We start from the raw sequence: 25,110 nt of genomic DNA on the forward strand, positions 1-25,110 counted from the left end.
TTTTTTTTTTGCGTAACACCTCACCAGTCGATAGATTTGCCATCCCAGGCCCAGAAGGTTCCACTATCTTCGGGCGTTCGCTGAGAGATGACTGCCAGCAGCTTCTCTGCTACAAATGCGGGTGCAAATAGCTTTTCGCTAGGTACTCGGTTTTGAAAAGGTTTAGAGAGGGCTGTGTCGGTGGTGCCAGGATGAAGACAAAGCACTAGCGATTGCTTATTCAGCCGCTTGAGCTCAATGGATGCTGTCTTAAGCAGCATGTTATGCGCTGCTTTGCTGGCACGATAGCTGTACCAGCCTCCTAACTGATTATCTTCGATTGAGCCAACGCGAGCCGAAAGGCTGGCAATCACTGCAGGGTGTGACCCTTTGAAAGAGTCTTTCAGTGCCGCTAGCAATAAAATTGGCACATAGGCATTGATGTTCATTGTTTGTGCAAGGCTTTCGACACTAAGCTGGTCGAGGCACTTCTCGGGAAAGAGTCGTTGCGCGTCATCATGAAGGATGCCGATGGCATTGAAAAAGAAGTGGATTGGCTGCGAGGCTAGTTCTGTTTTAAGCGCCTGCCGGCCCTGCTCTTGAGAAACATCAAGCATTAGGTGTGTAAGACGGGGGTTGTCAATTCGTGGTGGCTGCCGGCTTACCGCAATAACATGGCCGACCTTAGAGGAAGAGAGTAGCTGATTAATAATAGCAGCACCTATTCCCCCCGAGGCGCCTACAACCACCGCTGTATAATGATGAGGCAATAAATTGAACATGATCGTCTTTTGATTTGCCGCTGAGAGTGGGCTTTCATTGAAACGTCATGCTGATGGCTTGTCGAGGGAGGTATCAGGCGGAAGCGTTGATTCTGCCGGGTTGGGCGCTGTTGCGTCCATCAGGCTTATAGAGCGTTTTTTCAGCGATTTGACGAATATAATCAAGCATTGCCTGATTATGCTTCAGTCGTACGGACAACATCTGGCCCGTTAGCTCATTCATACGCGCGGCTCGCTCGCTTTTTTCAAGCAAGCTTTCCCAAGCTGTCAGGCAGCCAGCATCATGAGCTGCCGCTCTGGCGCCGTTTGCGCCTTCGGCATAACCAAGACGTTTTTGCACATTGCGCCGCACAGTCTCAATGCGCTCGAGTTCGGCCAATAAAGACTGTTTGTCTAGTGCAACTTGCGATAATGCATCACCGTCAATATCACCTTGCGTCAATAAATTTTGCTCGCTGGACAACAACGAAATTAACGCCTCAAGACGCTGTTGCTGGTCGGTAAGCAAGGATGCAAGGCTCATTTACAGCGTCCCCTTATAGATCTTTAAGATTGGCAATTAAGCCCTCGGCGATACGGTCGGCGCGCATTTCAAGGCGACCTTCACGTATAGCATCGCGAATTTCTTCAACTTTAGCAGTATCGACGTCCTGAGATTCATCGATACTTGATTGGCTCAGTTGAGTCGATTCGCGAGCTGCGCCGCCCGGTGCGACGGGTGATACGCTATCAGCCTTTTGCGTTTCATCACGCTGCTGGGCTTGGCTTGAGCGTAATAGCGAATTAATGTTATCAATTTTCACGTTGTCTGCCTCATCGTCAACGTCGATGCGCTTGGCGCTTAGTGTAGCTTGTATAACAGTACATCGGCAGCATTGGGCCTAACTTTAGGCTGCGAATTAAAAATCCACGACCAAAATACCACGCTCGGCGACACGAGCAGTCATGATTTCTCGTGGACCAAAACGAACTCTAATTTGCTCACCAAGAGCACCATCTTCCAATGCTTCGCCTTCGCGTGAAACTCGGAAGGCAGAGCCTTGAGCTATGACAGTAACGCGCTGCCCACGTTCAACTAAATGAGGTGCTTGTAAGTAATGCGCTAAAAAGACACTACCACTACGAATAGGGCGCTGAGCTATTTTACCCACGATATCCTCTTCAGCTGTCAAAGCCTGAGCTGAGAGATCGCCGAGATTGCCCCCGCGTTCGCTAAGCATGCTTGATGTAATCAGTGTACCTCGCTCAATATCCCTGGCTGCCACCACATAATCACCAATGACATCAATCTGCGCCTGTAAATAGCGAACTTGCCGGCCATCTTCACCGCAACGCACCCCAACGGAAACGCGGCCCAAGGGTGCTTGATTGGCGTTGGCCAAAAAAGGTTCTGGCTGAACGCACTCTGGCAAATGCGGAGAGGGTGGTCGTAGGTCAATGACCACTTCCTCGCCTAATGCCTGTGTCTCTTCGTACAAAAATTGATGCACTTGCTGGAGAAGATTGTCGTCATCAGCTTGAATCCTGGTGAAGGCAGTAACGCTTAGGATTGCCCAGAAGAAGGCTAATTGCCAAAAGCGAAGCGTGCTTGGCTTAGTAAAGCGCAGTCGGAGCATGGGGAGGCCGCTTACTTGGGGGCTGAAGAAGAAGGAACGTAACGAGGAGAATTCATCGTTCAGTGTAGCGAAAAGGTAGTAGCCGTATCACGCGAAATGCTGGTGGAAACGCCAGCTGTTCCATGCTTTAGGCTGACAGCTCCAGACGTATTCTTCATCATCAACAAAATCCATTTTATTTTTTGCCTCAACGCGAGGGTCGGCATGATTGATCAACTGGAATCTGCCTTTAATTTTCATCAGCAAGCAGTAGGGTTACGTCAAGCGCGTCACGAGGTGTTAGCGGCTAATATCGCCAATGCCGATACACCTAACTATAAGGCGCGTGACATTGACTTTGCTAGTGAGCTGAAAAAAGCAGTCGAAGGTACTCAGAGTGCATCTAGCCATACCGGAGGCGGTCTGACTTTAGCGCGTACTTCTGGTAGCCATATTGCTGGAGAAGGTCCCGCATGGCGTGGAGCGGGCAACCCCGATTTGCTTTACCGCATTCCCGACCAGCCCAGTTTGGATGGAAATACGGTTGATATGGATCGTGAGCGCACGCAGTTTGCAGATAACGCTGTTCGTTATCAAGTCGGCCTCACGATGCTCAACAGCCGTATTCAGGGGCTGAAGAATGCCATGCAGCCCGAGTGATTCTGTCTAAATTAGTGAGGAGTTAATCCACGATGTCGATGTTCTCTGCGTTTGATATTGCCGGGTCGGCAATGAGTGCCCAATCCCAGCGCATGAATGTTACTGCTAGCAATATGGCCAATGCCGACAGCGTCGCAGGGCCTGATGGTGAAACCTATCGAGCCAAGCAGGTGATGTTTGAGACCCAGTCACAAGGTAACCGCTATGGCGTTGGCGGCGTGCGCGTCACCGAGGTAGTGGAAGATGACTCACCCCTGCGGATGGAGTACATGCCCAACCACCCGGCGGCAGATGAAGAGGGTTATGTAGCAAAGCCCAACGTTGAGCCGGTGCATGAGATGGTCAATATGATTTCTGCCTCGCGCTCCTATCAAGCCAACGTTGAAGTCTTTAATACCAGTAAGCAGATGCTGATGCAGACGCTGTCGCTGGGTGAGGGGTAACCGATGAGTAGTACTATTGATTCTAGCGTAGTAAACAAAGTAAATGGCGGTGGTGCCAATGGCCTCCCTGCCCGCCAGTCTGATGAGCTGCGTGAAAGCTTTATGACGTTGCTGATTACGCAATTGCAGAATCAGGATCCGCTCAAACCGATGGAAAATGCGGAGATGACCTCCCAGCTAGCGCAAATTAACACGGTGAGCGGCATTGAAGAGCTGAATAGCACGCTAGAAGGCATTACCAGCCAAATGGATGCCAATCAGGCACTGCAGGCGAGCGGCTTAATTGGCAAAGGTGTCATGGTGCCTGGGAAGGATGTATTGCTGGAGCAAGATGGCGACGGCAACACTTATACAACGCCTTTCGGAATAGAGCTGGCCGAGCCAGCGAAGAATGTAAAAGCTACCATCGTTGGTGAAGGTGGACAAATCATCAAACGTTACGATGATCTCGGTCCACTGAAAGCAGGTGTTCATTCGTTCGACTGGCCTGGGTTCAATGACCAAGGCGAAGCGGCTGCCAGCGGCCGGTATACGGTGCAGCTAGAGGCAACTGACGCTGAAGGTGAAAAAATTGAATCTACTGCCTTACAGTACGCGGTGGTTAACCGGGTAACGCCGAATGACGGCAGTGGCAGCGTTCGACTGGATCTGGGCGCTATTTACGGTCAAATCAATCTGAACGACGTTAAACAAATTCTTTAATTGCTGACTAAACACAGTCATAAACCACAGCATTTGATTAAACACAGCTTTATTAGGGGAACAGCATGAGTTTTTCACAAGCACTCAGTGGTCTAAGCGCACAGCAACAAAAACTAGGTGCGGTGGGTAATAATATTGCCAACTCGCAGACGGTTGGTTTTAAAAGTTCTAGCGTCCAGTTCGCTGATGTATATGCTGAGTCGCGCATCGGGCTTGGCGTTCGTACCTCCACGGTACTGCAGAATTTTAGCGGGGGTAATATTGAGTCCACCAACCGCAATATGGACTTGGCTATTTCGGGTGAGGGCTTTTTTCGCTTTCAGCAGCCCAATGGCGAAGTAGGTTATTCGCGCAATGGTCAGTTGACTATGACCGCAGATGGACGTCTGGTGAATGCCCAGGGCGCGCAGATTATGGGTTATGCTGCCGATGCGAATGGTGATGTTCAGGCAGGTGGTGATGTTACTCCCTTAACGGTCGATTCCGAAGCCCTTGCGGCGAGTGCCACAAACGAACTATCGGTAGAGGTCAACCTGGACTCAGGTGAGGCGGGTATAGATACCGCTGCTGCTGGTTATGTGTTTGATCCGACTGATAACACTACCTATAGCTTCTCAACGAATGCCACTGTTTATGATTCGCAAGGTAATGCACGTAACTTATCTATGTACTTTATTAAAGATGATGCTGCGCCCAATCAGTGGCAGGTTCAAGGTCGTCTAACAGGGGGGCCTAGCGACGCAGAAGCCTATAATTTTGACCTCGGAACACTAGCCTTCGATACAAACGGTAGGCTCGTTGATGGTGCACCTACCGCGATCAATGATATTGACAGCACTGATGCTGGCTTTAACGTCGAGGGAGCTGGCGCCAATGAGTTCGGCCCAATTTTTACCGACTTAAATATTGCAGTTGATTTTCAAGGCTCTACACAGTTTGCAGAACAATCAGATCCCAAATCTATTTCCCAGAATGGTTATTCTTCGGGATCTTTAGTGGGGATTACCATTGAAGACGATGGCACCGTGATGCGTAATTACGCTAACGAACAGTCGCGTGCCGCGGGCCAAGTAGCACTAGCCAGCTTCCGTAACCCAGAGGGATTAAAACCTGAGGGGAATAATCTTTGGACTGCTACCGGTAGCTCAGGTCAGGAACTGGTAGGTGCGCCGGGTACCGGTCTGCGTGGCTTAATTGAGCCAAGTGCAGTTGAAACGTCCAATGTCGATATGGCTCGCGAGCTAGTCGATATGATCGTTGCCCAACGGGCCTACCAGGCCAACTCACAAACTATCAGTACCCAGGACGAGCTCCTGCAGACCATTATTAACCTTTAATGATCGGTCATTTAGGTAAGGAGTCAGTACCGTGGATCGAATGATCTATACCGCCATGAGCGGTGCTAAGCACACCATGGATCAGCAGTCAGTGGTGAGTAATAACCTGTCGAATGTAACCACCACCGGTTTTCGCGGACAGCTACAGGCTGCTCGCTCGGTGCCTGTGCAAGGCGAGGCCTTACTGGCAACGCGTACCTCGGCGGTAACCACCACGCCGGGCAGTGACTTTTCTCAGGGGCCAGTTGAGTATACTGGCCGTACCCTTGATGTCGCGATGCAGGACGACGCGTGGATGGCGGTGCAAGCAGATGACGGTACTGAAACCTATACCCGCCGTGGCGATCTGCAGATCGATAGTGACGGCGTGCTACTTAGTGTGGGGCGTCCTGTGCTGGGCGATGGTGGGCCCATCGCCATCCCGCAAGGGGCACAGGTCTCAATTGGTGCTGACGGGACAATTAGTGCCATCCCTGAAGGTGTTGGACCCGAAGCGTTGGTCGAGGTAGGCCGCATTAAACTGGTGACGCCTGAAGAGGGGGATTTAACCCGTGGTGAAGACGGCCTGTTTCGCGCGCCCCCTAACGAAGAAGGTGTCCCCGGTGCCTTGCCCGCCGACGAAAATGCCACGTTAGTAAGCGGTGCGCTCGAAGGCAGCAACGTTAGTGCTGTCGATGCCATGGTCTCGATGATCGATGTTGCACGCCGCTACGATATGCAGATGAAAGTGCTGAGTACGGCCGACGAAAACGCCCAGCGTGCCAACGGCATCCTGTCCATTCAAGGTTAATGTTGGTCATTCAGCACTGATGCTAATCAGTCGGCCAAGGGAGTTTAATTATGATTAAGTCATTGTGGACCGCTAAAACCGGTTTGGAATCGCAGCAAACAAAGCTAGACGTGATTTCGAACAACCTAGCTAACGTAAGCACCAATGGTTTCAAACGCTCACGTCCGGTGTTTGAAGACCTGCTATATCAAAATATGCGTCAACCCGGCGCTCAGAATAATATTCAGGATCGTCTGCCATCAGGCATGCAGATCGGTACCGGTGTGCGTGCTGTGGCCACGGAGCGCCTGCATACCCAGGGTGGGCTGGAGGAAACCGGCAACTCCCGCGATCTGGCCATCAATGGCCAAGGCTTTTTTAAAGTCTTGATGCCTGACGGAACGACGGGTTATACCCGTGACGGTAGTTTTCAGCTCAATGAAAACGGGCAAATGGTAACCGCCAACGGTTACCCGATTGAGCCCGCTATCTTTTTGCCGGCTAATGCTCTGTCAGTGAGTATCGGTGAAGACGGTACGGTGAGCGTTAGTCAGCCTGGTGTCGCGGTCGACAATCAGGTGGGGCAAATAACCGTCAGTTCCTTTATTAATCCAGCAGGTTTGCAAAGCATCGGCGGTAACCTCTACCTGGAGACGGGAGCTTCTGGTGCGCCCAATGAAAACATTCCGGGTGCTAATGGAGCAGGACGGTTGTTTCAAAATTATGTTGAAACATCTAACGTCAATGTTGTTGAAGAGATGGTCAATATGATTCAGACCCAGCGAGCCTATGAAATTAATAGCAAAGCGGTGTCCACTAGCGATGAAATGTTGGCACGCTTAAGCCAGCTGTAACGGTTGTTACTCACCGGGCTTACTTATAGGTTGCGTTATGCTGGAGTTGCACCACATGTCACGTCGTATTGCGCTAGTAGGACTGGTGCTTTTTTTATTGGTTGTAGCCGGCTGCGCTCAAGTTCCAAGAGCTTCAGTGGTGGGTGAGCAAGAGCAGATCAGCATTGTTGATCGCCCGCCACCCATCCCCAATGGCTCTATTTACCAGGCTAGGCAAGGTTATCAGCCACTTTTTGAAGATCGTCGGCCGCGCGCCATGGGCGACATCTTGACCATTGTGTTGGATGAGGAGGTCAGTGCGAGCAAAAATTCGCAATCCAATGCAGGGCGTAGCGGTAGCGCTAGCCTGGAGTTAACACAGTTGCCTGATGTCCTTGATACGCTTGCAGAATATGGCTTTGATATTTCAGGTGAAAACGACTTTACCGGTAGTGGCGGGTCGCAGGCCAATAACTCCTTTACCGGTACTATCACGGTTTCGGTGTTAGAAGTAATGAATAACGGCAATTTACGTGTGCGTGGCGAGAAGCAAATTGCCATCAATCAAGGTACTGAGTTTATTCGTTTTTCCGGCGTGGTTAACCCACGTACGATTACCGCTCAAAACACCGTTCCTTCCACTCAGGTAGCGGATGCGCGGATTGAGTACGTCGGTGACGGCTATATTAATGAAGCGCAGCACATGGGCTGGCTACAACGTTTCTTCTTAAACGTCTCGCCGTTCTAGCTCTATGGGGAGCCATCAATGACAGAGCTACGCCAGGCAGGCCCTTCAATGGCAGGTCGACCAATGAACGCGGGACAGCGGGTTATCGTGATGCGGTTAAGAAATGTGTGGATTAATTGTCGGCAAGCCATCAACGCCGGGCTTATTCAACTGACCACCTTAGCGCTAATGTGCGCGCTGGCTATGCCTGTTCAGGCGGAAAGCGTTCGTGAACTGGCGAGCTTTGCCGGCGTTCGAGATAACCAACTGGTCGGCTATGGCTTGGTCGTCGGCCTCGACAGTACCGGCGACCAAACGACCCAGGCGCCCTTTACCAGCCAAAGCCTGACTAATATGTTGTCCCAGCTTGGGGTGACCGTGCCTGCAGGCACGAACTTGCAACTGCGCAACGTAGCTGCGGTGATGGTGACCGCTGATCTCCCGCCGTTCTCAATGCCGGGCCAGCGTCTAGATATAGTCGTTTCGTCGATAGCCAACGCACGTAGCTTGCGCGGCGGCACGCTGTTGATGACACCTTTAAAGGGGGCCGATGGTGATACCTATGCTATTGCCCAGGGCAACATGCTCGTGGGCGGCGCTGGCGCCCAAGCGGGTGGCAGTAGTGTGCAAATCAATCAGCAGGCATCGGGGCGTATTCCCAATGGCGCACTGGTTGAGAAGGAAGTGCCGCTTAACCTAGGTGGCAATGGTGGCATGCTTGAATTACAGCTTAACGACTCTGATTTTGGCACCGTTCAGCGCATGGTAACGGCGATCAATAACGAGTTTGGCCAGTCGGTGGCATATGCACGTAATGGCCGAGTAATCGCCCTTGACGGTCCTACTGATGATAATGCGCGGGTCAACTTTATGGCACGCATTGAAAACGTTCAGGTCACACCTACGGAGGCTCCGGCACGCGTTGTGCTGAACTCACGTACCGGTTCGGTAGTGATGAACAGTGCCGTCACACTGCGTGAAGCAGCCGTAGCTCACGGCAGTCTGTCTATCATGATTGATACCCAGTTTGGCGTTAGCCAGCCGAATCCGTTTGGCGAGGGCGAAACGGTTGTGGTGCCCGACGCAGATATTGATATTGAGCAGCAAGAGGCTTATCTGCAAATTGTAGAGGGTGCCCAGCTCAACGAAGTGGTCAATGCATTGAATGCGTTGGGCGCTACCCCTCAAGACTTGATGTCGATTCTGGAGGCGTTAAAAGCATCGGGATCGCTACGTGCAGAACTGGAGGTCATTTAATGAGCGCGAGTGATATGACCAGTCAGTTCGCCCTGGACATGAACGGCTTTCAGCGGCTCCAACACAATGCACGAGTCGATCCTGAGGCTGGTGTGGGTGGTGCAGCCCAGCAGTTTGAAGCGCTATTTATTCAGATGATGATGAAGAGTATGCGTGACGCGACACCCAGTTCAGGACTGATGAACAGTAGTGCGACGGATACCTATCAATCGATGCTGGATCAACAGTGGTCACAGGTGATGGCTTCGCGTGGAATGGGCCTTGCAGATGTGCTTGTTGAGCAACTGGAGCGCCAAGGAGCCATCTCAAAAGCGCGGCCAGATGCGGATCAAGAGTTGCAAGCATTGATAGCCGGTATTCCCCGCGGCACCCCGCGTGTGCTTGACGATTCATTCGCGGCTAATCCTGACACGATTGAAACCCAGCATGAGCAGGGCAGCGGTCGATTCTTAGCCGAGCTAGAGGCCATTCGCCAAGGTGTCGAGAAGGGTAGAGCGGTGGATGAATCTGCGCTAAACCCGCTAGCGCAAACGACGGCCTCTGCTCACGTAGATCAGTTTATTCAAACGTTAGCGGCACCCGCTCAAGCGGCCAGTGCGTCCACCGGCGTTCCTGCTGAACTCATTTTGGCCCAGGCGGCGTTAGAAACAGGCTGGGGACGGCACGAAATTGCGACTCGCAATGGCAACAATAGTCATAACCTGTTTGGTATCAAAGCCGGTAGCCATTGGCAGGGTGAAACCACCGATATTGTGACTCATGAGTATATTAATGGGCGGCGAACGCAGGTGGTTGACACCTTCCGTGTCTACGACTCGTTTGAACACGCTTTTACTGACTATGCCAGCCTAATCGGCAATAACCCTCGCTATGCTGGGGTTGTTCAAGCACCCACCGCTGAGCAGGCCGCGCGTGAGCTGCAGGCAGGTGGGTATGCAACTGATCCGCTCTACGCTGCAAAGTTAGTCGCAGTGATGAATACCATGGGGCCGCTTAACGCTGAGGGAAATTTCCTGGCTGACGCTCGCTAGCCCTTTCCTCAAGTTTTTCTGTGCAGCGCCGATAATTGAAGTAATGATAGGTATCGGCCTAAGGAATTGAACCATGAGCATGTTTTCGATCGGCTTAAGCGGCCTCAATGCCGCACAGAATGCCCTGAATACTATTAGTAACAATGCCAGCAATATGTTAACGCCTGGCTACAACCGCCAGATTACCATGCTTGGCGAGGGTAGCGCTGGCAGTAAAGGCGTGAAGGTCAATGATATTGAAAGGCAGTTCAACACTTACGTGGCCAGCCAGTTAAATAACGCCAAAACACAGTCAAGTGCTTTATCAACGTACAATCAGCAAGTGTCACAGATCGATAGCCTGCTGGCAGACCGAGAAGCGGGTTTATCTCCGTTAATGCAAAAATTCTTCTCCTCAATAGAAGATTTAGCCAGTGCTCCATCTGACCCGGCTGCACGTCAGGGGGTACTCGGTACCGCTAATACGTTGAGTGCCCAGTTCCGTTCTTTTGACGGCTATCTGCAAGATATGCAGGGCAACATAAACGGGCAAATTAAAGATGAAGTTACTCAAATCAATAACACTACTGAGCAAATTGCCGGATTAAATAAAGAAATTGCGTTGGCTCGAGCGCGTACGGGAGAAGCACCCAATAGCCTGCTTAATCAGCGCGATCATCTTGTCTCTGAGCTCAATGAGCGCATGGATCTGCGCCTGAATATACAGGATGGCAAAACTTACAATATTAGTTTGCCTAACGGGCAGCCGCTGGTGACAGGGGCGGATACCTTTAAGCTAGAAGCTAGACAGGCTGATTACGATCCTCAGCGTACCGTTGTGGGTTATATTGATGGTGGCGGTAATTCGGTTCAGCTGGATGAATCAACGATAACGGGCGGAACCTTGGGCGGATTAATGGCTTTCCGTTCAGAAACGCTGGATAAAACCCAAAACCAAATTGGCCAACTCGCTGTCTCCTTAGCGACTGCTTTCAATGAGCAGCACAAACAGGGAGTGGATCTTAACGGTGACCAAGGGGAAAACTTCTTCGCGACCCGCTCTCCTCAGGGTTATGGTTATACAAGCAACAGCGACCCGAATCTGCTGACGTCGATAGAGTTCGACCCAGCAACCGTCGATAAACTGCGTGCCACGGATTACACCGTTTCATTCGATGCGTCTGGCACTCCTACTGTAACGCGTAATGATACTGGTGACGTGCTTGATAGCACGGATCCTGATGATGCTGACTTTGTTGATCTATCTGAATGGGATGCTGCAGCTGGCGAGGGTGAAATCACCTTTGGCGGCGTAACGGTTGCGTTTAACAGCGGTAATTCTGTCGCAGGCGGTGATCGTTTTGAAATCCAGCCGGTGCGTCGCGCTGCTGGCGGTATGGATACGCGTATCGCCGACCTCGATAAGATTGCGGCAGCTAGCTTGGTTGAACGTGAAGGTGACTTGGATATCAGTCAACTAAGTGCTGCAAGCGGTGCTTTTGCCACCAATGACGAATATGAGATAGAAGTTGACGATGCCGGTGGCTTGTCAGTTACTCCAGCGGCAACCGTCACCCGAAATGGCGAGCCTTTTACTCCAGGAACGGACACCCTGGCAGAAGGTGATATCGTCACTATTGACGGTCTTAGCTTTACCCTTGATACACTTCCTGAGACAGGTAGTACAGCTAGCCTGGATATCAGCCTTAGTGATGCTAGTTCAGGCGATAACCGCAACGCTCTGGCTCTGCAAAATCTGCAAAGTAAGGATGTTGTCGGCGGACGTGCCTCGGTAAGTGGTGCGTACGCATCAATGGTCAGTGATGTGGGTAACCGGACTAATATCACGCAGGTTAATTTGGAGGCGCGACAAGGCTTGACTGATCAGCTCCGTGCAGTGCAACAGTCAGAGTCTGGTGTCAACTTGGATGAAGAGTTGGCTAATCTCCTTCAATATCAGCAGTACTATGCAGCTAATGCGCGTGTCATAGATACGGCGGGGTCGCTTTTAGACACCATTTTGAACCTGCGTGGCTAATTTAGGAGCATAAATTATGCGTATTAGTACTGTTACCATGTTTGAGCAGAGTACCGCGTCCTTAAACCGTCAGCAGGGCAATCTGTCGAAGGTCAGCCAGCAGATTGCCAGTGGTCGGCGTGTAGTTAATCCTTCTGATGACCCGCAGGCAGCATCGCGTGCAGTGGGCGTGGATCAGTCACAAGCGATTACTCAGCAATATGCTGATTCACGCATTTCTGCGCGCAACTCGCTATCACAAACTGATAGCATTTTGAGAAGTATTGTCGATGCAATTGATAGCGCAAAAGGACGTCTGGTTCAGGCCTCTAGCGATACGTTAAGTGACGTTGACCGTGAGTCCGTTGCCAGCGAGCTCAAAGGCATCTATGAAACGATGATCGGTCAGGCCAATGCCACCGATGGTAACGGGCGCTATCTGTTTGGCGGCTATAAAGACAGTGCTCAGCCCTTCACGAAAGATGCCAGCGGTAACGTGCAGTATCAAGGGGACTTTAATGTACGCGAACAGCGAATCGACTCTACGCGGTTGGTCAAGGTCGCGGACAATGGCGACACCATTTTCAAAAGCGTACCTAGCAGTGCCGGCTACGTGGCAGAAGCAAAGAAAGATGACGGCAGTCTGAATAGTGGCAATGTGACATTTCGCGGGCCGCAGATACGCGATGTTAATGATGCAGATTATGGAACAGATTTCCGTATAACCTTTAACACCCCTGCTGATACATTCGACATCGAGACATTTGATGGCACTGACTGGAATGCAGTTCAAACTGAAGGTTATACAGGTAATTTGGGCGACTCTGCTCAGCAAGTAACCTACGGCGGTGTGTCAATTGATTTAGAAGGTACGCCTACTGCTGGAGACTCGATTCTAGTCGCGCAAGCAGGTGGCGAACAACGCGAGCCCAATCTCTTCCGTAGCATGGAAGAAGCCATTCGCGTTTTGGAAAATCCGGCCGACACCGACGCTAAAAAAGCTGACCTGCGTAATACCCTGAATACCTCAATGCGTGATTTGGATAATGCGCTAGATAATGTTTCAACGGTGCTGGCTTCAGTAGGGGCACGGGTTAATGAGCTTGACGTTGTGGATGTTGTAGGGGGCAATAGGATGATGAACTATACGGAGACGTTATCTGATTTGGTAGACCTTGATTATGCCGAGGCCATTTCTGAATACAGCTTGCGTCAAGTGGGTTTGCAAGCGGCACAGAAAACGTTTGTGGATATTAAAGGCTTATCGCTGTTGAACTATATGTAATAGATCCGCTTTTTGCTATTGCTTGATCACTTTGCGTATTGCTCAAACAAACTTTAACCCATGCTTATGTGAAACCTTTCACCTACAGCATGGGTTTGTTAGTTTAAGGGCGCCATCGTTTCGATTAACGTCTGCATAAACTCTAGGCCTTGCGTAAACAACCGCTGTAGAAAGCGGTTAATGTCGGTCATGAGCACCATCATTAATATTAGCCCCACGATAAGAGAGGTAGGAAAGCCAATATTGAAGACGGTGAGCTGGGGGGCAGAACGGTTCAGTATGCCCAGCGCCAGGTTGATGGTCAGCAAGGATCCCACCAATGGTAGCGCCAATAACATTCCCGACGCAAAAATCGTGCCCGCATAACGAGATAACAAAATAAACGCATCTGGGTTGAACGTCCCAATGCCAATGGGCAGCGTTTGGAAGCTCATAATCAAGGTTTCAAGCACCATCAGATGACCATTCATGGCCAAAAACATGAGCAGAGTGATCATGTAGAGAATGCGTGAGAGCACCATAATGTTGGTACCACTCGAAGCATCAAAAAAGCTCGCAAACGCTAGGCCCATTTGCAGACCGATAAAATCCCCCGCCGCTTGAACAACCGCAAACATGATATGCATGACGAGCCCCATCGCCAAGCCGATTAGAATCTGTTCGATCATAATCCCCACGCCTGCCCAGGACATTACAGCTATATCCGGCATAGCTGGTAAAATCGGCGCGATGACAATGGAAATTAAGGCTGCCAAACCTACTTTGGCTTGGTTGGGAACGCTGGAGTGGCCCCATAGAGGCGACGCTGCCATGAAAGCTGTAATGCGCGCAAACGGCCATAAAAAAGCCACTAGCCACCCTTGCAGCTGTGCGAAAGTGACTTCCACCATAGCGCTACATCACCATACTGGGGATATTAGTAAATAGGCGGTGAGTAAAATCGGTAATTAAGCCAATCAGCCATGGGCCTGCTAATACCAACACCGCGAACACAGCCAGAATTTTAGGAATAAAGGTTAGTGTCATTTCATTTATCTGAGTCGCGGCTTGAAATAAGCTGATGATAAGGCCGGTGAATAGCGCCGCCAACAGCATGGGGCCAGCAAGTAGAAGCGTTACTCGCATTCCTTGATAAGCAATGCTCATCACCATCTCGGGTGTCATAGCTGGGTTCCTGTGGGCTGTATAAACAATGTGCGGTATAACGCGCTATATCATGTAAAAGCTTTCTGCCATCGAGCCAATAATAAGCTGCCAGCCATCCACTAAAATGAACAGCATCAGTTTAAAAGGTAATGAGATAGTGATGGGCGGAACCATCATCATCCCCAATGCCATCAATGTGCTGGCCACCACGAGGTCAATGATCAAAAACGGAATGAAAATGGTAAAGCCGATTTGAAAGGCCGTTTTTAGTTCACTGGTGACAAAGGCGGGCAGCAAGACACGCATTGGCAGTTCTTCCGGGCCTTGCATGGGGCCCACATCGGCTAGGCGAACAAACAGTGCCAGATCCGGCTCTCGGGTTTGAGCGAGCATAAATTCCCGAAATGGATCCTGAGCCAGCAGTAAAAACTCTTCAAAATTTATCGTCTCATTAGTCAGCGGCACCCAGGCGTTGTCATATACCTGGGCCAATACGGGTGACATGATAAAAAAAGTTAAAAACAGCGCTATCCCTAACAGCACTTGGTTGGGCGGCGTTGCCTGGGTGCCCATCGCTGTCCGCAACAGGCTAAGCACAATGATGATACGAGTGAAGCTCGTCATCATCAGCAGCATGGAGGGCAAAAACGCTAGAGAACTTAGGAAAAGCAGGGTTTGCAGCGACAATGACCACTGCTGGCCCCCGTCATCAAGCGGCTGAGAAATAATGCCGGGAATCTGTTGTGCATGCACAGGGCTGGCTATAAAACACGCGACAGCAAACACAAGCCACATCATGAACGGTTTAGCCGTTTTGCTATTCAAAACATGGCTCTTCAAAAAAAGGTTCTTCAAAACACAGGGCCAAAAAAGGTGCATCCGGTACCTCATGGCGTCTGATGTGGATCGGTGGGCGCAGACGAGTCGCGACGGCCTGCGGCTAGCGCTTTGGATAAACGACGCGCAAAGCGTGAGGAAGGCGGAGCTGATGCGGTTGGCGGGCGCTCTTCAGGGGCCGGGCGCTCGTGGAGTTTAGTAATTCGGCCACCTCCCACTCCAACAACCAACCAGGTATCTTCTACTTCAACAATCACGATACGCTCACGATTTCCCACAGCCGTACTGCCCACAATGCGCAGGTGGGCGCCATGGCGAGTGGTATGGTTGCTCCAGCGCTTTAAAAGCGCTGTACAGATTAAAATGATCGCAATAACGAGAGCTAAAGCCGCGGCAGTCTTGCCCAAAACGGCCATCCCTACCAATGCCTCGCCACCGTTACCTAGTGCATCGAGCGAACCATTCTGCGCCGAAGAGGTTGCAACGCTCATCGGTTCAATTTATGAATACGTTCAGAAGGCGTGATGATTTCAGTAATCCGAATGCCGTACTTATCTTCGATCACAACAACTTCGCCTTGAGCAATCAAGTAGCCGTTAATCAAGATATCCATCGGCTCTCCGGCGAGTCCTTCAAGCTCAATAACAGACCCTTGTGCCAACTCCAGTAACTGCTTAATAGTTAGCTTTGTACGGCCGAGTTCCACGGTGAGCTTCACCGGGATATCCATGATCATCTCAAGCTCACGCGCCTGGGAAGAGCCGCTGTCTGGGCTCAACGGACGGAAGATATCCTCACTTGCCGCTTTCGCTGCAGGTGCTTTGGGCTCTTCTGGGGCAGCAGCTGTCTCTTCTTCGCTCTCTTCAGCAGCTTCTTGTTCCGCCATTGCGGCTGCCCAAGGATCTTCCTCTTCGCTGGCAGCATCGGCGCTGGAGGTGGGTTCTTCTTGCTCGGACATGGCATCCGCCCAATCGTCGTCAGAGACGTTCTGATCAGGCTTATTGGGATCAGTCATGCTTTGGATTCCTTGGCTTTCTGTCGCGTAGACCCTTTAATGAAGTCCTTGGACGATGCATTATTCATAGCGGCATGGTCAATCATATGTAACACACGCAGTGCATGCTGTTGACGTTGACTTCCGTACTCGCACTCCATGACGGGCACCCCGTCAACGCTTGCGGTGATTGAACTTGGAATGTCTAACGGCAGCACGTCGCCTTTTTTCAATCCCATCACATGGGCGATACGGCTGGGTATCTGAGCAAATTCAGCGACTAGCTCCACTTCCGACTGACGCAGCTCACTTGCCATTCGGCGTGACCAACTGCCGTCTTGGTCGTGATTGCTGTCATTAATTGGGTTAGCTAGTAAGTCGCGTAGCGGCTCAATCATGGCGTACGGCATGCATATCTGAAAATTGCTAGATAGGTTGCCCACTTCAATGTTGAACTTGGTGTTCACCACAATTTCATTGGGTGAGTTGGTAATGTTGGCAAACTTTGATTGCACTTCTGAGCGTAAAAAACTGACATCCAGCGGATAAACGACTTTCCAGGCCTCTTGGTATGCCTCAATAGCGAGATTGAGCAGGCGCTGGATAATACGCTGTTCAGTATTAGTGAACTCCCGGCCGTCCGATTTAGTGACAAAACGACCGTCACCACCGAAAAGGTTATCCACCACCATAAAAACGAGATTGGGGGGGAATACGACGAGTGCTGAACCCCGCAGTGGCTTCATCGACACAATGTTCAGGTTGGTAGGCACGGGAACATTACGTGAGAACTCGCTAAAGCTTTGATAGCGAACTGACTCGACGGTAATGTCCGCGCTACGCCGCAGTAGGTTAAACAGGCCAGTACGAAAGTAGCGAGCAAAGCGCTCGTTGATAAAATCAAGCGCATGCAAACGCTCACGAATAACGCGATGCTGGGTCGACGGATCGTAAGGGCGAACCCGGGCTTCATCTGACGCATGGGAAGATGAAGCCGATGGCTCATCGTCTCCACTAACGCCCTTTAGCAGGGCATCTATTTCTTCCTGGGACAGTAGATCGTCCTGTGACATGAACGGCTCCAGTTCCCGAGGTTATTGCACAATAAATTCGGTGAATAAAACTTCACGCAAATCAAGTGGCGGCTGATTCTCCGTCAGCGGGACGTTGAGTCGATCAACAATCGCTTGTGCAAGCTGCTGCTTACCTTCCGGGGAAGTAAGTTCATCAGCCTGCTTGCCGGATAGCAGCATCAGCAAACGGCTGCGCACTTGAGGCATATGCTCTTCTAGAATGGTTTTACTCTCTTCATCACCCACACGAAGAGTCACGCCTGTATAGAGCAAGCGTGAACCATAACTGTCATCGGCAAGATTGACGGTAAAGGGTTCAATACGCATAAAAATAGGCGGCTCGCGCTCCATCGCTTGCTGCATCTCAGCGTCTTCTGAACCGTCATCACGCTGATCCATTACCATATAAATAGCTGCCGCTGCGCCTGCTGACGACAGCAAGACCAGGATGATCATTATCCAGAGCAGTTTTTTTGACCCGCCGCTTTTTTCTGCCATTTGCGATTCCTGTGAACTCCATGCGTATCACTAGCAATGTATTATGCCTAAAGCGCATGCTGGTGATGAAATGAACAGGCTTATTTGGTAAGCCTATCTTTTGGTTTAGCTATTTCACGTACGTATTTATGAGCGTATTAATCGACGTAGTTCTAGAATGGTCATGCACTCTGTCAATGCTTAGGCGTATAGATCGACCCGCCCATCCAGTCTTAGCGGGCTGCGCTCGGTGCTTTGGGTAAGTGATTCATCCAAGCCTATATCGCCGTTGCCGCTCCCAGCCTCGGCACCCTGTTTGCCGCCTGATTGAGCAAAAGCCTGCTCGTTGGGGTCACGCTGTTCGCCAACCGATGTCTCGCCTAGCGAAATGCCTTGCTCAGCCAGCGCTTCCCTCAGCTGGGGAATCGCTTGTTCGAGCACTTGGCGTACCTGGGCATGGGCGGACAAAAAGTGCGCTTGCGCCCCCTGTTCACCAAACTTCAGGGAGATAGACAACGGCCCTAATTCTGCAGGGTTTAATTGCATCTGAACGTGCTGTTCGCCACCACGCTGTGAAATCTGTACTAACTGCTGGCTCAACTGTTGTGGCCAGGCGGGGCTGTTGACAGGTGTCGCTAAAGTGGCCGCTGTCGGTGTGACATTGGGCGAAAAGCCTTGGGTAGATTGCGATGTAGCTAACGGACTGCTGCCGGTATTTAACGATAATCCAGTAAGTAAGTGCTCACTGCTTGGGCTTGCTTTCGAAGCCCCGTCTCCTGTCAATAGAGCGGACATTAAGGCTTCGCTGCTGATCTGGGTGGCTGCAGTGGGAGAGTTAATCTGCTGAGCTGCATTACCAGTGTTCATTTGAGCAAAGAAAGTATCAGGTTGTGGCCTTAGGGCTGCCTGGAGCTCGGCAACAGGCGAGCGGACATTGGTTAACTGAGCCGACTCTGCTGATTGGGGGGAGGCACTTTGTAGCTGACCAGCCAGCGCATTTAGCGCGGAGGCAAGCTGTGCTGCTTCCGTTTGACTAATATTTAACTGCTCAGCGACGACCTTCAGCTCTGCTGGGACGATAGGCTGCGCAGCATCCGTTTGATTAATATTTAACTGATCGGCAATGGCTTCCAGCGCGGCTGGGTCGATAGACTGCCCAGGCCCACTTTTATCCATACTTAGATACTGGGCAATTGTCTTGAGTCCCTTGGAATCGACCAGCTGTGCCGCTTCCGATTGACTAATATTTAACTGTTCAGCGATTGCTTCCAGCGTGGCTGGGGCAGCGGGTGAAGCCAACTCAGGCCTGCTTTCCGTAAAAGATGCCATTAGCGCGAGACGGCCGGCAATTTCGTCAAGGGGAGTCAATGCTTCTCCAGCATCTAGACCTAGCGTTTCTAGGCTGACCTCTGAGCTCGGCTGTTGCAACTGAGCCAATAATTCAGACAAATCGCGCTCACTGACATCCAGTCCCAGGGTTTGCAGGACTTCACTCAAATTTTCTACATCGTCAGCTGATGCATCCGACAAAAGAGAGCTGAGTTCATTTAGCTGAGCTTGCGATCGCGGCGTATGAGAAGCAGCAGCTTCACTGAAAGCAGACGCTGATAATCGCTGAGCGCCAGACGCTTGCAACAGCGTTTGATGAAATACGCCCTTAGCTGTGTCTTGTTGGCCGAAAGTGCCTTGAGACTGCGTCTGAGGCGAATTTTGGCTGACCGAAAGCAACTGGTGAATGTTCATGTTCAGTTCCCTGGCCCCGCTAATGCGGAGTGTCGTTATGCTGACGAGCCGCGCGGCTTGTCACCAAGTCATCGTTAGTTTTTTGTTCATGACGTTCACTGCGGCGGTGCTCTTCAAGTAGTCGACGCGACGCCAGTGTATCGTAGGAAGAGAGCTTTCGCTGCTCTTGTTGCCAGTTCTTTTTACTCTGTTCAACGCTTGCCTGTTGAGACGCTAACGCTTGTCGAGCGCGGCTTAGGGCCGCGTCCAAAGAGGCTAAGAACTGCTGATAGTTGTACATAGTGGCAGGGTCAATGCCGTCACGCATCGCTTTCTGCAAGCGCTCAGCGTACTCCGCCCGATAGCTCAGTAGCGACTGTAACTGAGCGGTCGTTTGTTGCTCCGTTTGTCGCTCTTGTGCCAGTACTTTACCCGCTTGGTCGCGGGCACCTCTGGCTAAGTCGGTTAACATTTCGAGCTGGGAAGTGCTCATGTGCGTCCTCCTACCAGTGCGTGCAGCGCTTGGCGAGCATCGACAAGCGTTGCACACTCATCAATATTCTGTTGAAGGAAGTTTTCCAACGATGGAAAGCGTTTCACTGCTTCGTCGAGCTGGGGATCATGGCCAGGGCTGTAGGCCCCCACGCTGATAAGATCCCGGTTACGCTGGTAGCGCGAGAAGAGCTGTTTGAACACTCGCGCTTCCTGAAGCTGATCGGCTGAGGCGATGGAGGTCATTGCGCGGCTAATTGAAGCTTCAATATCGATGGCCGGATAATGACCTGCTTCCGCTAGCGTTCTCGACAGCACGATATGCCCGTCTAGAATGGCGCGAGCAGAATCGGCAATAGGATCTTGTTGATCATCGCCCTCGGTTAGCACGGTATAAAACGCCGTAATGGAACCACCACCACGCTCAGCATTACCTGCGCGCTCCACTAAGCCGGGCAGCTTTGCAAAAACCGACGGCGGATAACCTTTAGTAGCGGGTGGCTCACCAATGGCCAGGGCAATTTCCCGCTGTGCCATGGCGTACCGGGTTAACGAATCCATGATCAGCAGGACATCACGACCTTCGTCACGAAAACCTTCTGCCAGGCGAGTCGCATACGCGGCACCCTGTAAGCGCTGTAGCGGTGAGGTATCAGCGGGGGCGGCGACGACGACAGCACGCCGTCGACCCTCAGGGCCCAAAATGTTATCGATAAAGTCTTGTACTTCACGGCCCCGCTCACCAATCAAGCCCACCACAATGACGTCGGCCTTGGTGTAGCGTGCCATCATGCCTAGCAATACTGACTTGCCCACACCGGAGCCTGCAAATAGCCCCATACGCTGACCGCGACCTACGCAAAGCAGCGCATTAATAGCGCGAATGCCTACGTCAATTTGCGCATCAATTGGCGCGCGAGAAAGCGGATTAAGCGGCGGCGAGCTGAGTGTTGCTCGAGGTATCTCATCGATGCCCTCCCGATCATCAAGCGGATTGCCATTGCCATCCAGTACCCGGCCCAGCAGACTATCGCCCATCGGGAAGCGGCGGGCACTGTTGTTGCCGCTTTCATCAAGAGGCGCGACGCGAGCGCCAGGCATTAGCCCTATGACCTCTTCCAAGGGCATCAGGAATAGCTTATCACCAGAAAAGCCGACGACTTCCGCTTCGGCATGCCTATCGCTGTCGGACAAGCGACCGTCGCTGCCCGGCAATTCAATCCGACAGGCGCTACCCACCGCCACACGTAGCCCAACCACTTCAATCACCATTCCCGTCGCACGAATGACGCGGCCGTTATTGCGGTAGCGAGGCAGATGGCTAACACGCTGCTGCGTGCGTCGCAATGCCTTATTCCAGCGATGTTGATGGGGACAGGTGGTATCTGCCATAGCGTATCCGCCTAGGATGAAGGGACGTTAGAGGAGGGTGGAGAATTGAGACCGCGTTTGCGCGATTGGGCTTGAATAGCGTGCCAACGGCTTTCAAAGGTTGCGTCAATTTCACCCTGAGCACTGGTTACCCGGCACCCGCCACGGGCCAGTTGGTCATCAGGCTGGAGCTTCCAATTGGCGGCCCTGAGCTCATTACCCAAGTGCTCCTCTACTAAAGCGTGATCATCGGGGTTAAGCCAAAGACGTTGCTGGCCTACCAAGGGAGGCTCGGTGTGCAGAAGCTCGCGGACAATGGCCAAAACTTGTTCAGGTGTGTCCTGTAGGGCATCGCTAGCAAGTTGTTTGCCGGTGGCCAGTGCTAACTCAACCAGGTCGTAGGCGATGGTGTCATCAAGTCGTTCAAGCGCATTTGAAAACTGTTTGCCCAGTGTTTCCAGCGGCGCAACGGTCTTGTGGATTTGTGCTTCTAGCTCTTTTTTGGCCTGTTCGGCAGCGTCTGCTAACCCCTTTTCCAACCCCTCTTTGCGACCCTGCTCAAAGCCTGCGTCATAGCCCTCTTTTTCGGCTTGCTGACGAATACGCTCGTGCAGTGCCTGGCGCTCATCCTCTTCACGTTGGCGTGCCAGTTCAGCCGCTTTTTGTGCCGCCTGTACTTTGCGTTGATGGGCCGTGGGTACCTCGCCCTCTGAGGCATGGCTACTCTTCGTGGACGCCAGTTCTTCCATTTGCCAGCGGCGCCAATCGCCATGGCGATCAAATTTCGGCGAGTGAGTATTAGACATACTCGTCGTCTCCACCTGCCAAGACGATTTCACCAGAATCAGCTAAGCGCCTAACGACCTGCAATATAGCCTTCTGCTCGGTTTCCACCTGAGAGACGCGGATCGGGCCGCGGGCTTCCATATCTTCACGAACTAAATCGGCAGCGCGCTGTGACATATTGCGCAGGAATTTGTCCACCAAGGCGTCCTGAGCCCCTTTAAGGGCCACCACCAGCGAGTTGGTATCGACTTCTTGGAGCACCATTTGAATAGCGCGGTTGTCGAGGTCGAGCAGATTCTCGAACAAGAACATTTCGTCGATAATTTTCTGAGCCAAATCCTCGCTGTGCGCACGCACGGTCTCGATGGCGGTCTCTTCTTGGGAGGAGTTCATCAAGTTGAGGATCTCGGCCGCGGTTCTTACGCCGCCCATTTTGCTGCGCTTGAGGTTCTGACCGTCCAGCATGCTAGTGAGTACTTCGGTCAGCTCTTGCAGTGCGGCGGGCTGAACGCCGCTGAAAGTAGCGATACGAAGAACCACGTCATTGCGCAGTTTTTCCTCGAATAGCTCGAGGATGTCGGAGGCTTGATGACGATCCAGGTGAACTAGAATGGTTGCGATAATTTGCGGGTGCTCGTCGCGAATGAGTTCGGCCACCATGGAGGCTTCCATGAGGTTAAGCGCGTCAATGCCCGAATTATTGCCAGTGGTCTCTAGAATATCTTCAATCAGACTCGTCGCGCGTTCGCTGCCCAGTGCTTTGGTCAGCACTGAGCGAATGTGATCGCTGGAGTTAAGATTAAGCGCTACAAACTCTTCGGTCTCTTTATGGAATGCTTCGAGCACCGCCTTCATGTCGTCATGGGAGACCTGGTTCAGCCGGGCCATCTCCATACTGATTTCTTGCACTTCCGCAGCGCCGAGGTATTTAAAGACCTCAGCGGCACTGTCTTCATCGAGTGCAAGCAATAAGATGGCGCTCTTGCGAGCCCCGTTCATTTCAGCAATTGAACTACTCATTGGCATTCATCCAGCTACGAATGATCATCGCGACCATGCGGGGGTCTTCTTGAGCCATTTCACGCAGGTCATTGAGGTTATGCTCATAGAGTGAGGTTTTACGCCGACGCTTCGGCTTGGCGTAGGTCTCATCGCTCTCGCCTGATGGCTCTTCGCCTTCTTCGTCATCATCTTCACCGCCTACGCTGGCGGCCAGCGTGCCGCCGGGCGTTGCTGCCGCCATAACCGGTGTTTGGGTATAGCGTTTAATTAAGGGGCGCAAAATCAGCAGGTAGAGCAATAGAATCGCCAGGGCAACCAATAGGTAGCGACCTACCTTGCCAGCCAGTGACAGAACGCTGGGATCTTTCCACCATTCGACCTCCGCGGTTTCCTCGACACTGCGCGCGAAGGGAGAGTTGACGACCTCCACTTCATCGCCTCGCAGTTGCGAGAAGCCCATTGCTTGACGAACTAGACGCTCAATCTGGGCAATTTCTTCATCGGTTAGCGCAACGTCGACCCACTCGCCTTCATCGTTCATTTCCGAACGGTAGTTTACGACCACCGCGGCGGATAGCCGCTCTATCTGACCAAGGCGATGCTGGACATGCTCAATGCTGCGATCAACTTCGTAGTTGATGACGTCATCCTGACGCAAGTTGCGCAACGCTTCGGGGGGCACATCCTCTTGCTGATTAGCATCCTCTTCCTCGCCCTCCGGCTGGTTGATGGGGGAGGGCAGTGTGCCTGGCGGCGTGTTGCTCAGCGCGCCTGGAATGCCGGTGGCCAATGGGTCTTCACCGTCAAATGTAAGGCTCAACTGGCGGCTACGTACGGCTGCTTCGTTGGGGGGCTGATTGGGCCCGTAGCGTTCAGAGGTCTGCTCGCGTCGAGAGAAGTCGATTTGCGCTGCAACCTGGGCGCGCACATTATCACGACCCAAGATGGGCGTTAGAATATGCTCAATACGCTGCTGGTAAGAGCGCTCAACCTCGACAATATATTCAAGCTGTGAACCATCCAGGTCATTACCGTTGCTTGTCTCGGCAGACAGCAGTCGGCCATCCTGATTAACCACCGTGACATCTTCAGCGGCTAGGTCAGGCACGCTGCCCGAAACCATATGAACGATCGCGCTGACCTGGCCTTCACCTAAAACCCGGCCCGGTAAAAGAGTCATCACAACGGATGCTTTAGCTGGCTCACGGTCGCGAATAAAGACTGATGGCTTGGCCATGGAGAGGTGCACTCTCACGCTTTCCACCGGCCCCAGCGATTCGATTGAGCGCGCAAGCTCACCTTCAAGACCTCGCTGGTAATTAATTTGCTCGGCAAACTGGCTAATCCCAAATGCCTGGCTGTCCATTAGTTCAAGGCCAAGGTTGCCCCCGCGGGGTAACCCCTGCTCAGCAAGCTGCAGGCGCAGTGTGTGGACTTGATCACTAGGCACCATTAATGCCTGGCCGCCTTCGCTGAACTGGTAAGGAATGCCGCGGGTATCGAGCTCATTGATGATGCTGCCACCATCAGCTTCGCTTAGGTTGCTATACAGCACGCGGTACTCGGGACTGCTGGCCCACATAAATAGAGCCGCCACAATAGCAATTGAGGCGGCGCCTGCGATAAGCAGTGCGACTAGCGGATTGCCACGCAGCTGTTTCAGCGTACGCTCAAAAGCTGAGCCGCTGGTGTCGCGTTCGGTGTTTCCACTACCGGTGCTTCCACTATTGATATTTCCACTGCGGGGAGCGGCTTGATTCGTACTGTTTTGACGGCCTGCCGTTGCACCGGTTTCGCTCATGCGACCCTCCAGA

General features: G+C 52.0%; 28 protein-coding genes. 11 read left to right on the forward strand and 17 right to left on the reverse strand.

The window, feature by feature from the left end; all coding sequences use genetic code 11:
- Positions 1-20 precede the first annotated feature (20 nt).
- The 4 genes from HALTITAN_RS21960 to flgA form a co-directional block, all read right to left on the reverse strand.
- Positions 21-761: an SDR family NAD(P)-dependent oxidoreductase gene (locus tag HALTITAN_RS21960; protein WP_027958736.1), complete on the reverse strand. Its 741-nt coding sequence runs from the start codon at positions 759-761 to the stop codon at positions 21-23.
- Between the two features lie 73 nt (positions 762-834).
- On the reverse strand, positions 835-1,284 hold the full coding sequence (locus HALTITAN_RS21965) for a flagella synthesis protein FlgN (protein ID WP_009288413.1): 450 nt from the start codon (positions 1,282-1,284) through the stop codon (positions 835-837).
- Between the two features lie 13 nt (positions 1,285-1,297).
- Positions 1,298-1,564, reverse strand: coding sequence for a flagellar biosynthesis anti-sigma factor FlgM (flgM, locus tag HALTITAN_RS21970; RefSeq protein WP_039860564.1), 267 nt, complete (start codon positions 1,562-1,564; stop codon positions 1,298-1,300).
- A gap of 96 nt (positions 1,565-1,660) precedes the next feature.
- Positions 1,661-2,377: a flagellar basal body P-ring formation chaperone FlgA gene (gene flgA, locus HALTITAN_RS21975; protein ID WP_009288414.1), complete on the reverse strand. Its 717-nt coding sequence runs from the start codon at positions 2,375-2,377 to the stop codon at positions 1,661-1,663.
- Positions 2,378-2,581: 204 nt separating this feature from the next.
- Here flgA and flgB point away from each other — a divergent pair, with 204 nt between their 5' ends.
- From flgB to flgL, 11 genes are all read left to right on the forward strand, one after another.
- Complete coding sequence (gene flgB / locus HALTITAN_RS21980) at positions 2,582-3,016, forward strand: flagellar basal body rod protein FlgB (RefSeq protein WP_027958738.1); 435 nt, start codon at positions 2,582-2,584, stop codon at positions 3,014-3,016.
- A 32-nt stretch (positions 3,017-3,048) separates the two neighbouring features.
- Positions 3,049-3,459, forward strand: a complete 411-nt coding sequence (flgC, locus tag HALTITAN_RS21985) for a flagellar basal body rod protein FlgC (protein WP_009288416.1) — start codon at positions 3,049-3,051, stop codon at positions 3,457-3,459.
- A gap of 3 nt (positions 3,460-3,462) precedes the next feature.
- Entirely contained in the window at positions 3,463-4,161 is a 699-nt protein-coding gene (locus HALTITAN_RS21990) for a flagellar hook assembly protein FlgD (protein WP_009288417.1), read from the forward strand.
- A 65-nt stretch (positions 4,162-4,226) separates the two neighbouring features.
- Entirely contained in the window at positions 4,227-5,498 is a 1,272-nt protein-coding gene (gene flgE, locus HALTITAN_RS21995; RefSeq protein ID WP_009288418.1) for a flagellar hook protein FlgE, read from the forward strand.
- Between the two features lie 31 nt (positions 5,499-5,529).
- Positions 5,530-6,288, forward strand: a complete 759-nt coding sequence (locus HALTITAN_RS22000) for a flagellar basal body rod protein FlgF (protein ID WP_009288419.1) — start codon at positions 5,530-5,532, stop codon at positions 6,286-6,288.
- 50 nt (positions 6,289-6,338) lie between these two features.
- Entirely contained in the window at positions 6,339-7,121 is a 783-nt protein-coding gene (gene flgG, locus HALTITAN_RS22005) for a flagellar basal-body rod protein FlgG (protein ID WP_009288420.1), read from the forward strand.
- A 37-nt stretch (positions 7,122-7,158) separates the two neighbouring features.
- Complete coding sequence (locus HALTITAN_RS22010; protein ID WP_009288421.1) at positions 7,159-7,848, forward strand: flagellar basal body L-ring protein FlgH; 690 nt, start codon at positions 7,159-7,161, stop codon at positions 7,846-7,848.
- A 168-nt stretch (positions 7,849-8,016) separates the two neighbouring features.
- Positions 8,017-9,084 (forward strand): flagellar basal body P-ring protein FlgI, encoded by a 1,068-nt coding sequence (locus HALTITAN_RS22015; protein ID WP_230805444.1) that lies wholly within the window; start codon positions 8,017-8,019, stop codon positions 9,082-9,084.
- Positions 9,084-10,115 carry a flagellar assembly peptidoglycan hydrolase FlgJ gene (flgJ, locus tag HALTITAN_RS22020; RefSeq protein WP_009288423.1) on the forward strand — a complete coding sequence of 344 codons (1,032 nt, stop codon included), beginning with the start codon at positions 9,084-9,086 and terminating at the stop codon, positions 10,113-10,115. The genes HALTITAN_RS22015 and flgJ overlap by 1 nt, the downstream gene beginning before the upstream one ends.
- Positions 10,116-10,188: 73 nt before the next feature.
- Positions 10,189-12,132 (forward strand): flagellar hook-associated protein FlgK, encoded by a 1,944-nt coding sequence (gene flgK, locus HALTITAN_RS22025; RefSeq protein WP_009288424.1) that lies wholly within the window; start codon positions 10,189-10,191, stop codon positions 12,130-12,132.
- A gap of 16 nt (positions 12,133-12,148) precedes the next feature.
- A complete protein-coding gene (flgL, locus tag HALTITAN_RS22030) occupies positions 12,149-13,396 on the forward strand; it encodes a flagellar hook-associated protein FlgL (protein ID WP_039860565.1) in 1,248 nt (415 codons plus the stop codon).
- Between the two features lie 98 nt (positions 13,397-13,494).
- Here flgL and fliR read toward each other — a convergent pair whose 3' ends face one another.
- From fliR to fliF, 13 genes are all read right to left on the reverse strand, one after another.
- Positions 13,495-14,286, reverse strand: coding sequence for a flagellar biosynthetic protein FliR (gene fliR / locus HALTITAN_RS22035; protein ID WP_009288425.1), 792 nt, complete (start codon positions 14,284-14,286; stop codon positions 13,495-13,497).
- Positions 14,287-14,290: 4 nt separating this feature from the next.
- A complete protein-coding gene (gene fliQ, locus HALTITAN_RS22040) occupies positions 14,291-14,560 on the reverse strand; it encodes a flagellar biosynthesis protein FliQ (protein WP_027958744.1) in 270 nt (89 codons plus the stop codon).
- Between the two features lie 45 nt (positions 14,561-14,605).
- Positions 14,606-15,340: a flagellar type III secretion system pore protein FliP gene (fliP, locus tag HALTITAN_RS22045; protein WP_051052194.1), complete on the reverse strand. Its 735-nt coding sequence runs from the start codon at positions 15,338-15,340 to the stop codon at positions 14,606-14,608.
- An 89-nt stretch (positions 15,341-15,429) separates the two neighbouring features.
- On the reverse strand, positions 15,430-15,870 hold the full coding sequence (fliO, locus tag HALTITAN_RS22050; RefSeq protein ID WP_027958746.1) for a flagellar biosynthetic protein FliO: 441 nt from the start codon (positions 15,868-15,870) through the stop codon (positions 15,430-15,432).
- The gene (gene fliN / locus HALTITAN_RS22055) at positions 15,867-16,394 is read right to left on the reverse strand and encodes a flagellar motor switch protein FliN (RefSeq protein WP_027958747.1); all 528 of its coding nucleotides are present in this window, start codon (positions 16,392-16,394) and stop codon (positions 15,867-15,869) included. The genes fliO and fliN overlap by 4 nt, the downstream gene beginning before the upstream one ends.
- Positions 16,391-17,446, reverse strand: coding sequence for a flagellar motor switch protein FliM (fliM, locus tag HALTITAN_RS22060; RefSeq protein WP_009288427.1), 1,056 nt, complete (start codon positions 17,444-17,446; stop codon positions 16,391-16,393). The genes fliN and fliM overlap by 4 nt, the downstream gene beginning before the upstream one ends.
- A 21-nt stretch (positions 17,447-17,467) precedes the next feature.
- Positions 17,468-17,944 (reverse strand): flagellar basal body-associated protein FliL, encoded by a 477-nt coding sequence (gene fliL / locus HALTITAN_RS22065; RefSeq protein WP_009288428.1) that lies wholly within the window; start codon positions 17,942-17,944, stop codon positions 17,468-17,470.
- Between the two features lie 180 nt (positions 17,945-18,124).
- Positions 18,125-19,666 carry a flagellar hook-length control protein FliK gene (locus HALTITAN_RS24595; protein ID WP_051052187.1) on the reverse strand — a complete coding sequence of 514 codons (1,542 nt, stop codon included), beginning with the start codon at positions 19,664-19,666 and terminating at the stop codon, positions 18,125-18,127.
- Positions 19,667-19,685: 19 nt separating this feature from the next.
- A complete protein-coding gene (fliJ, locus tag HALTITAN_RS22075; protein ID WP_027958749.1) occupies positions 19,686-20,138 on the reverse strand; it encodes a flagellar export protein FliJ in 453 nt (150 codons plus the stop codon).
- Complete coding sequence (fliI, locus tag HALTITAN_RS22080) at positions 20,135-21,529, reverse strand: flagellar protein export ATPase FliI (RefSeq protein WP_027958750.1); 1,395 nt, start codon at positions 21,527-21,529, stop codon at positions 20,135-20,137. The genes fliJ and fliI overlap by 4 nt, the downstream gene beginning before the upstream one ends.
- Before the next feature lie 11 nt (positions 21,530-21,540).
- The gene (locus tag HALTITAN_RS22085; protein ID WP_027958751.1) at positions 21,541-22,314 is read right to left on the reverse strand and encodes a flagellar assembly protein FliH; all 774 of its coding nucleotides are present in this window, start codon (positions 22,312-22,314) and stop codon (positions 21,541-21,543) included.
- Positions 22,307-23,314: a flagellar motor switch protein FliG gene (gene fliG / locus HALTITAN_RS22090; RefSeq protein ID WP_027958752.1), complete on the reverse strand. Its 1,008-nt coding sequence runs from the start codon at positions 23,312-23,314 to the stop codon at positions 22,307-22,309. The genes HALTITAN_RS22085 and fliG overlap by 8 nt, the downstream gene beginning before the upstream one ends.
- On the reverse strand, positions 23,307-25,097 hold the full coding sequence (gene fliF / locus HALTITAN_RS22095; protein WP_027958753.1) for a flagellar basal-body MS-ring/collar protein FliF: 1,791 nt from the start codon (positions 25,095-25,097) through the stop codon (positions 23,307-23,309). The genes fliG and fliF overlap by 8 nt, the downstream gene beginning before the upstream one ends.
- Positions 25,098-25,110: the final 13 nt, after the last annotated feature.

This window comes from Vreelandella titanicae BH1 (genome assembly GCF_000336575.1).
Taxonomy (GTDB): domain Bacteria; phylum Pseudomonadota; class Gammaproteobacteria; order Pseudomonadales; family Halomonadaceae; genus Vreelandella; species Vreelandella titanicae.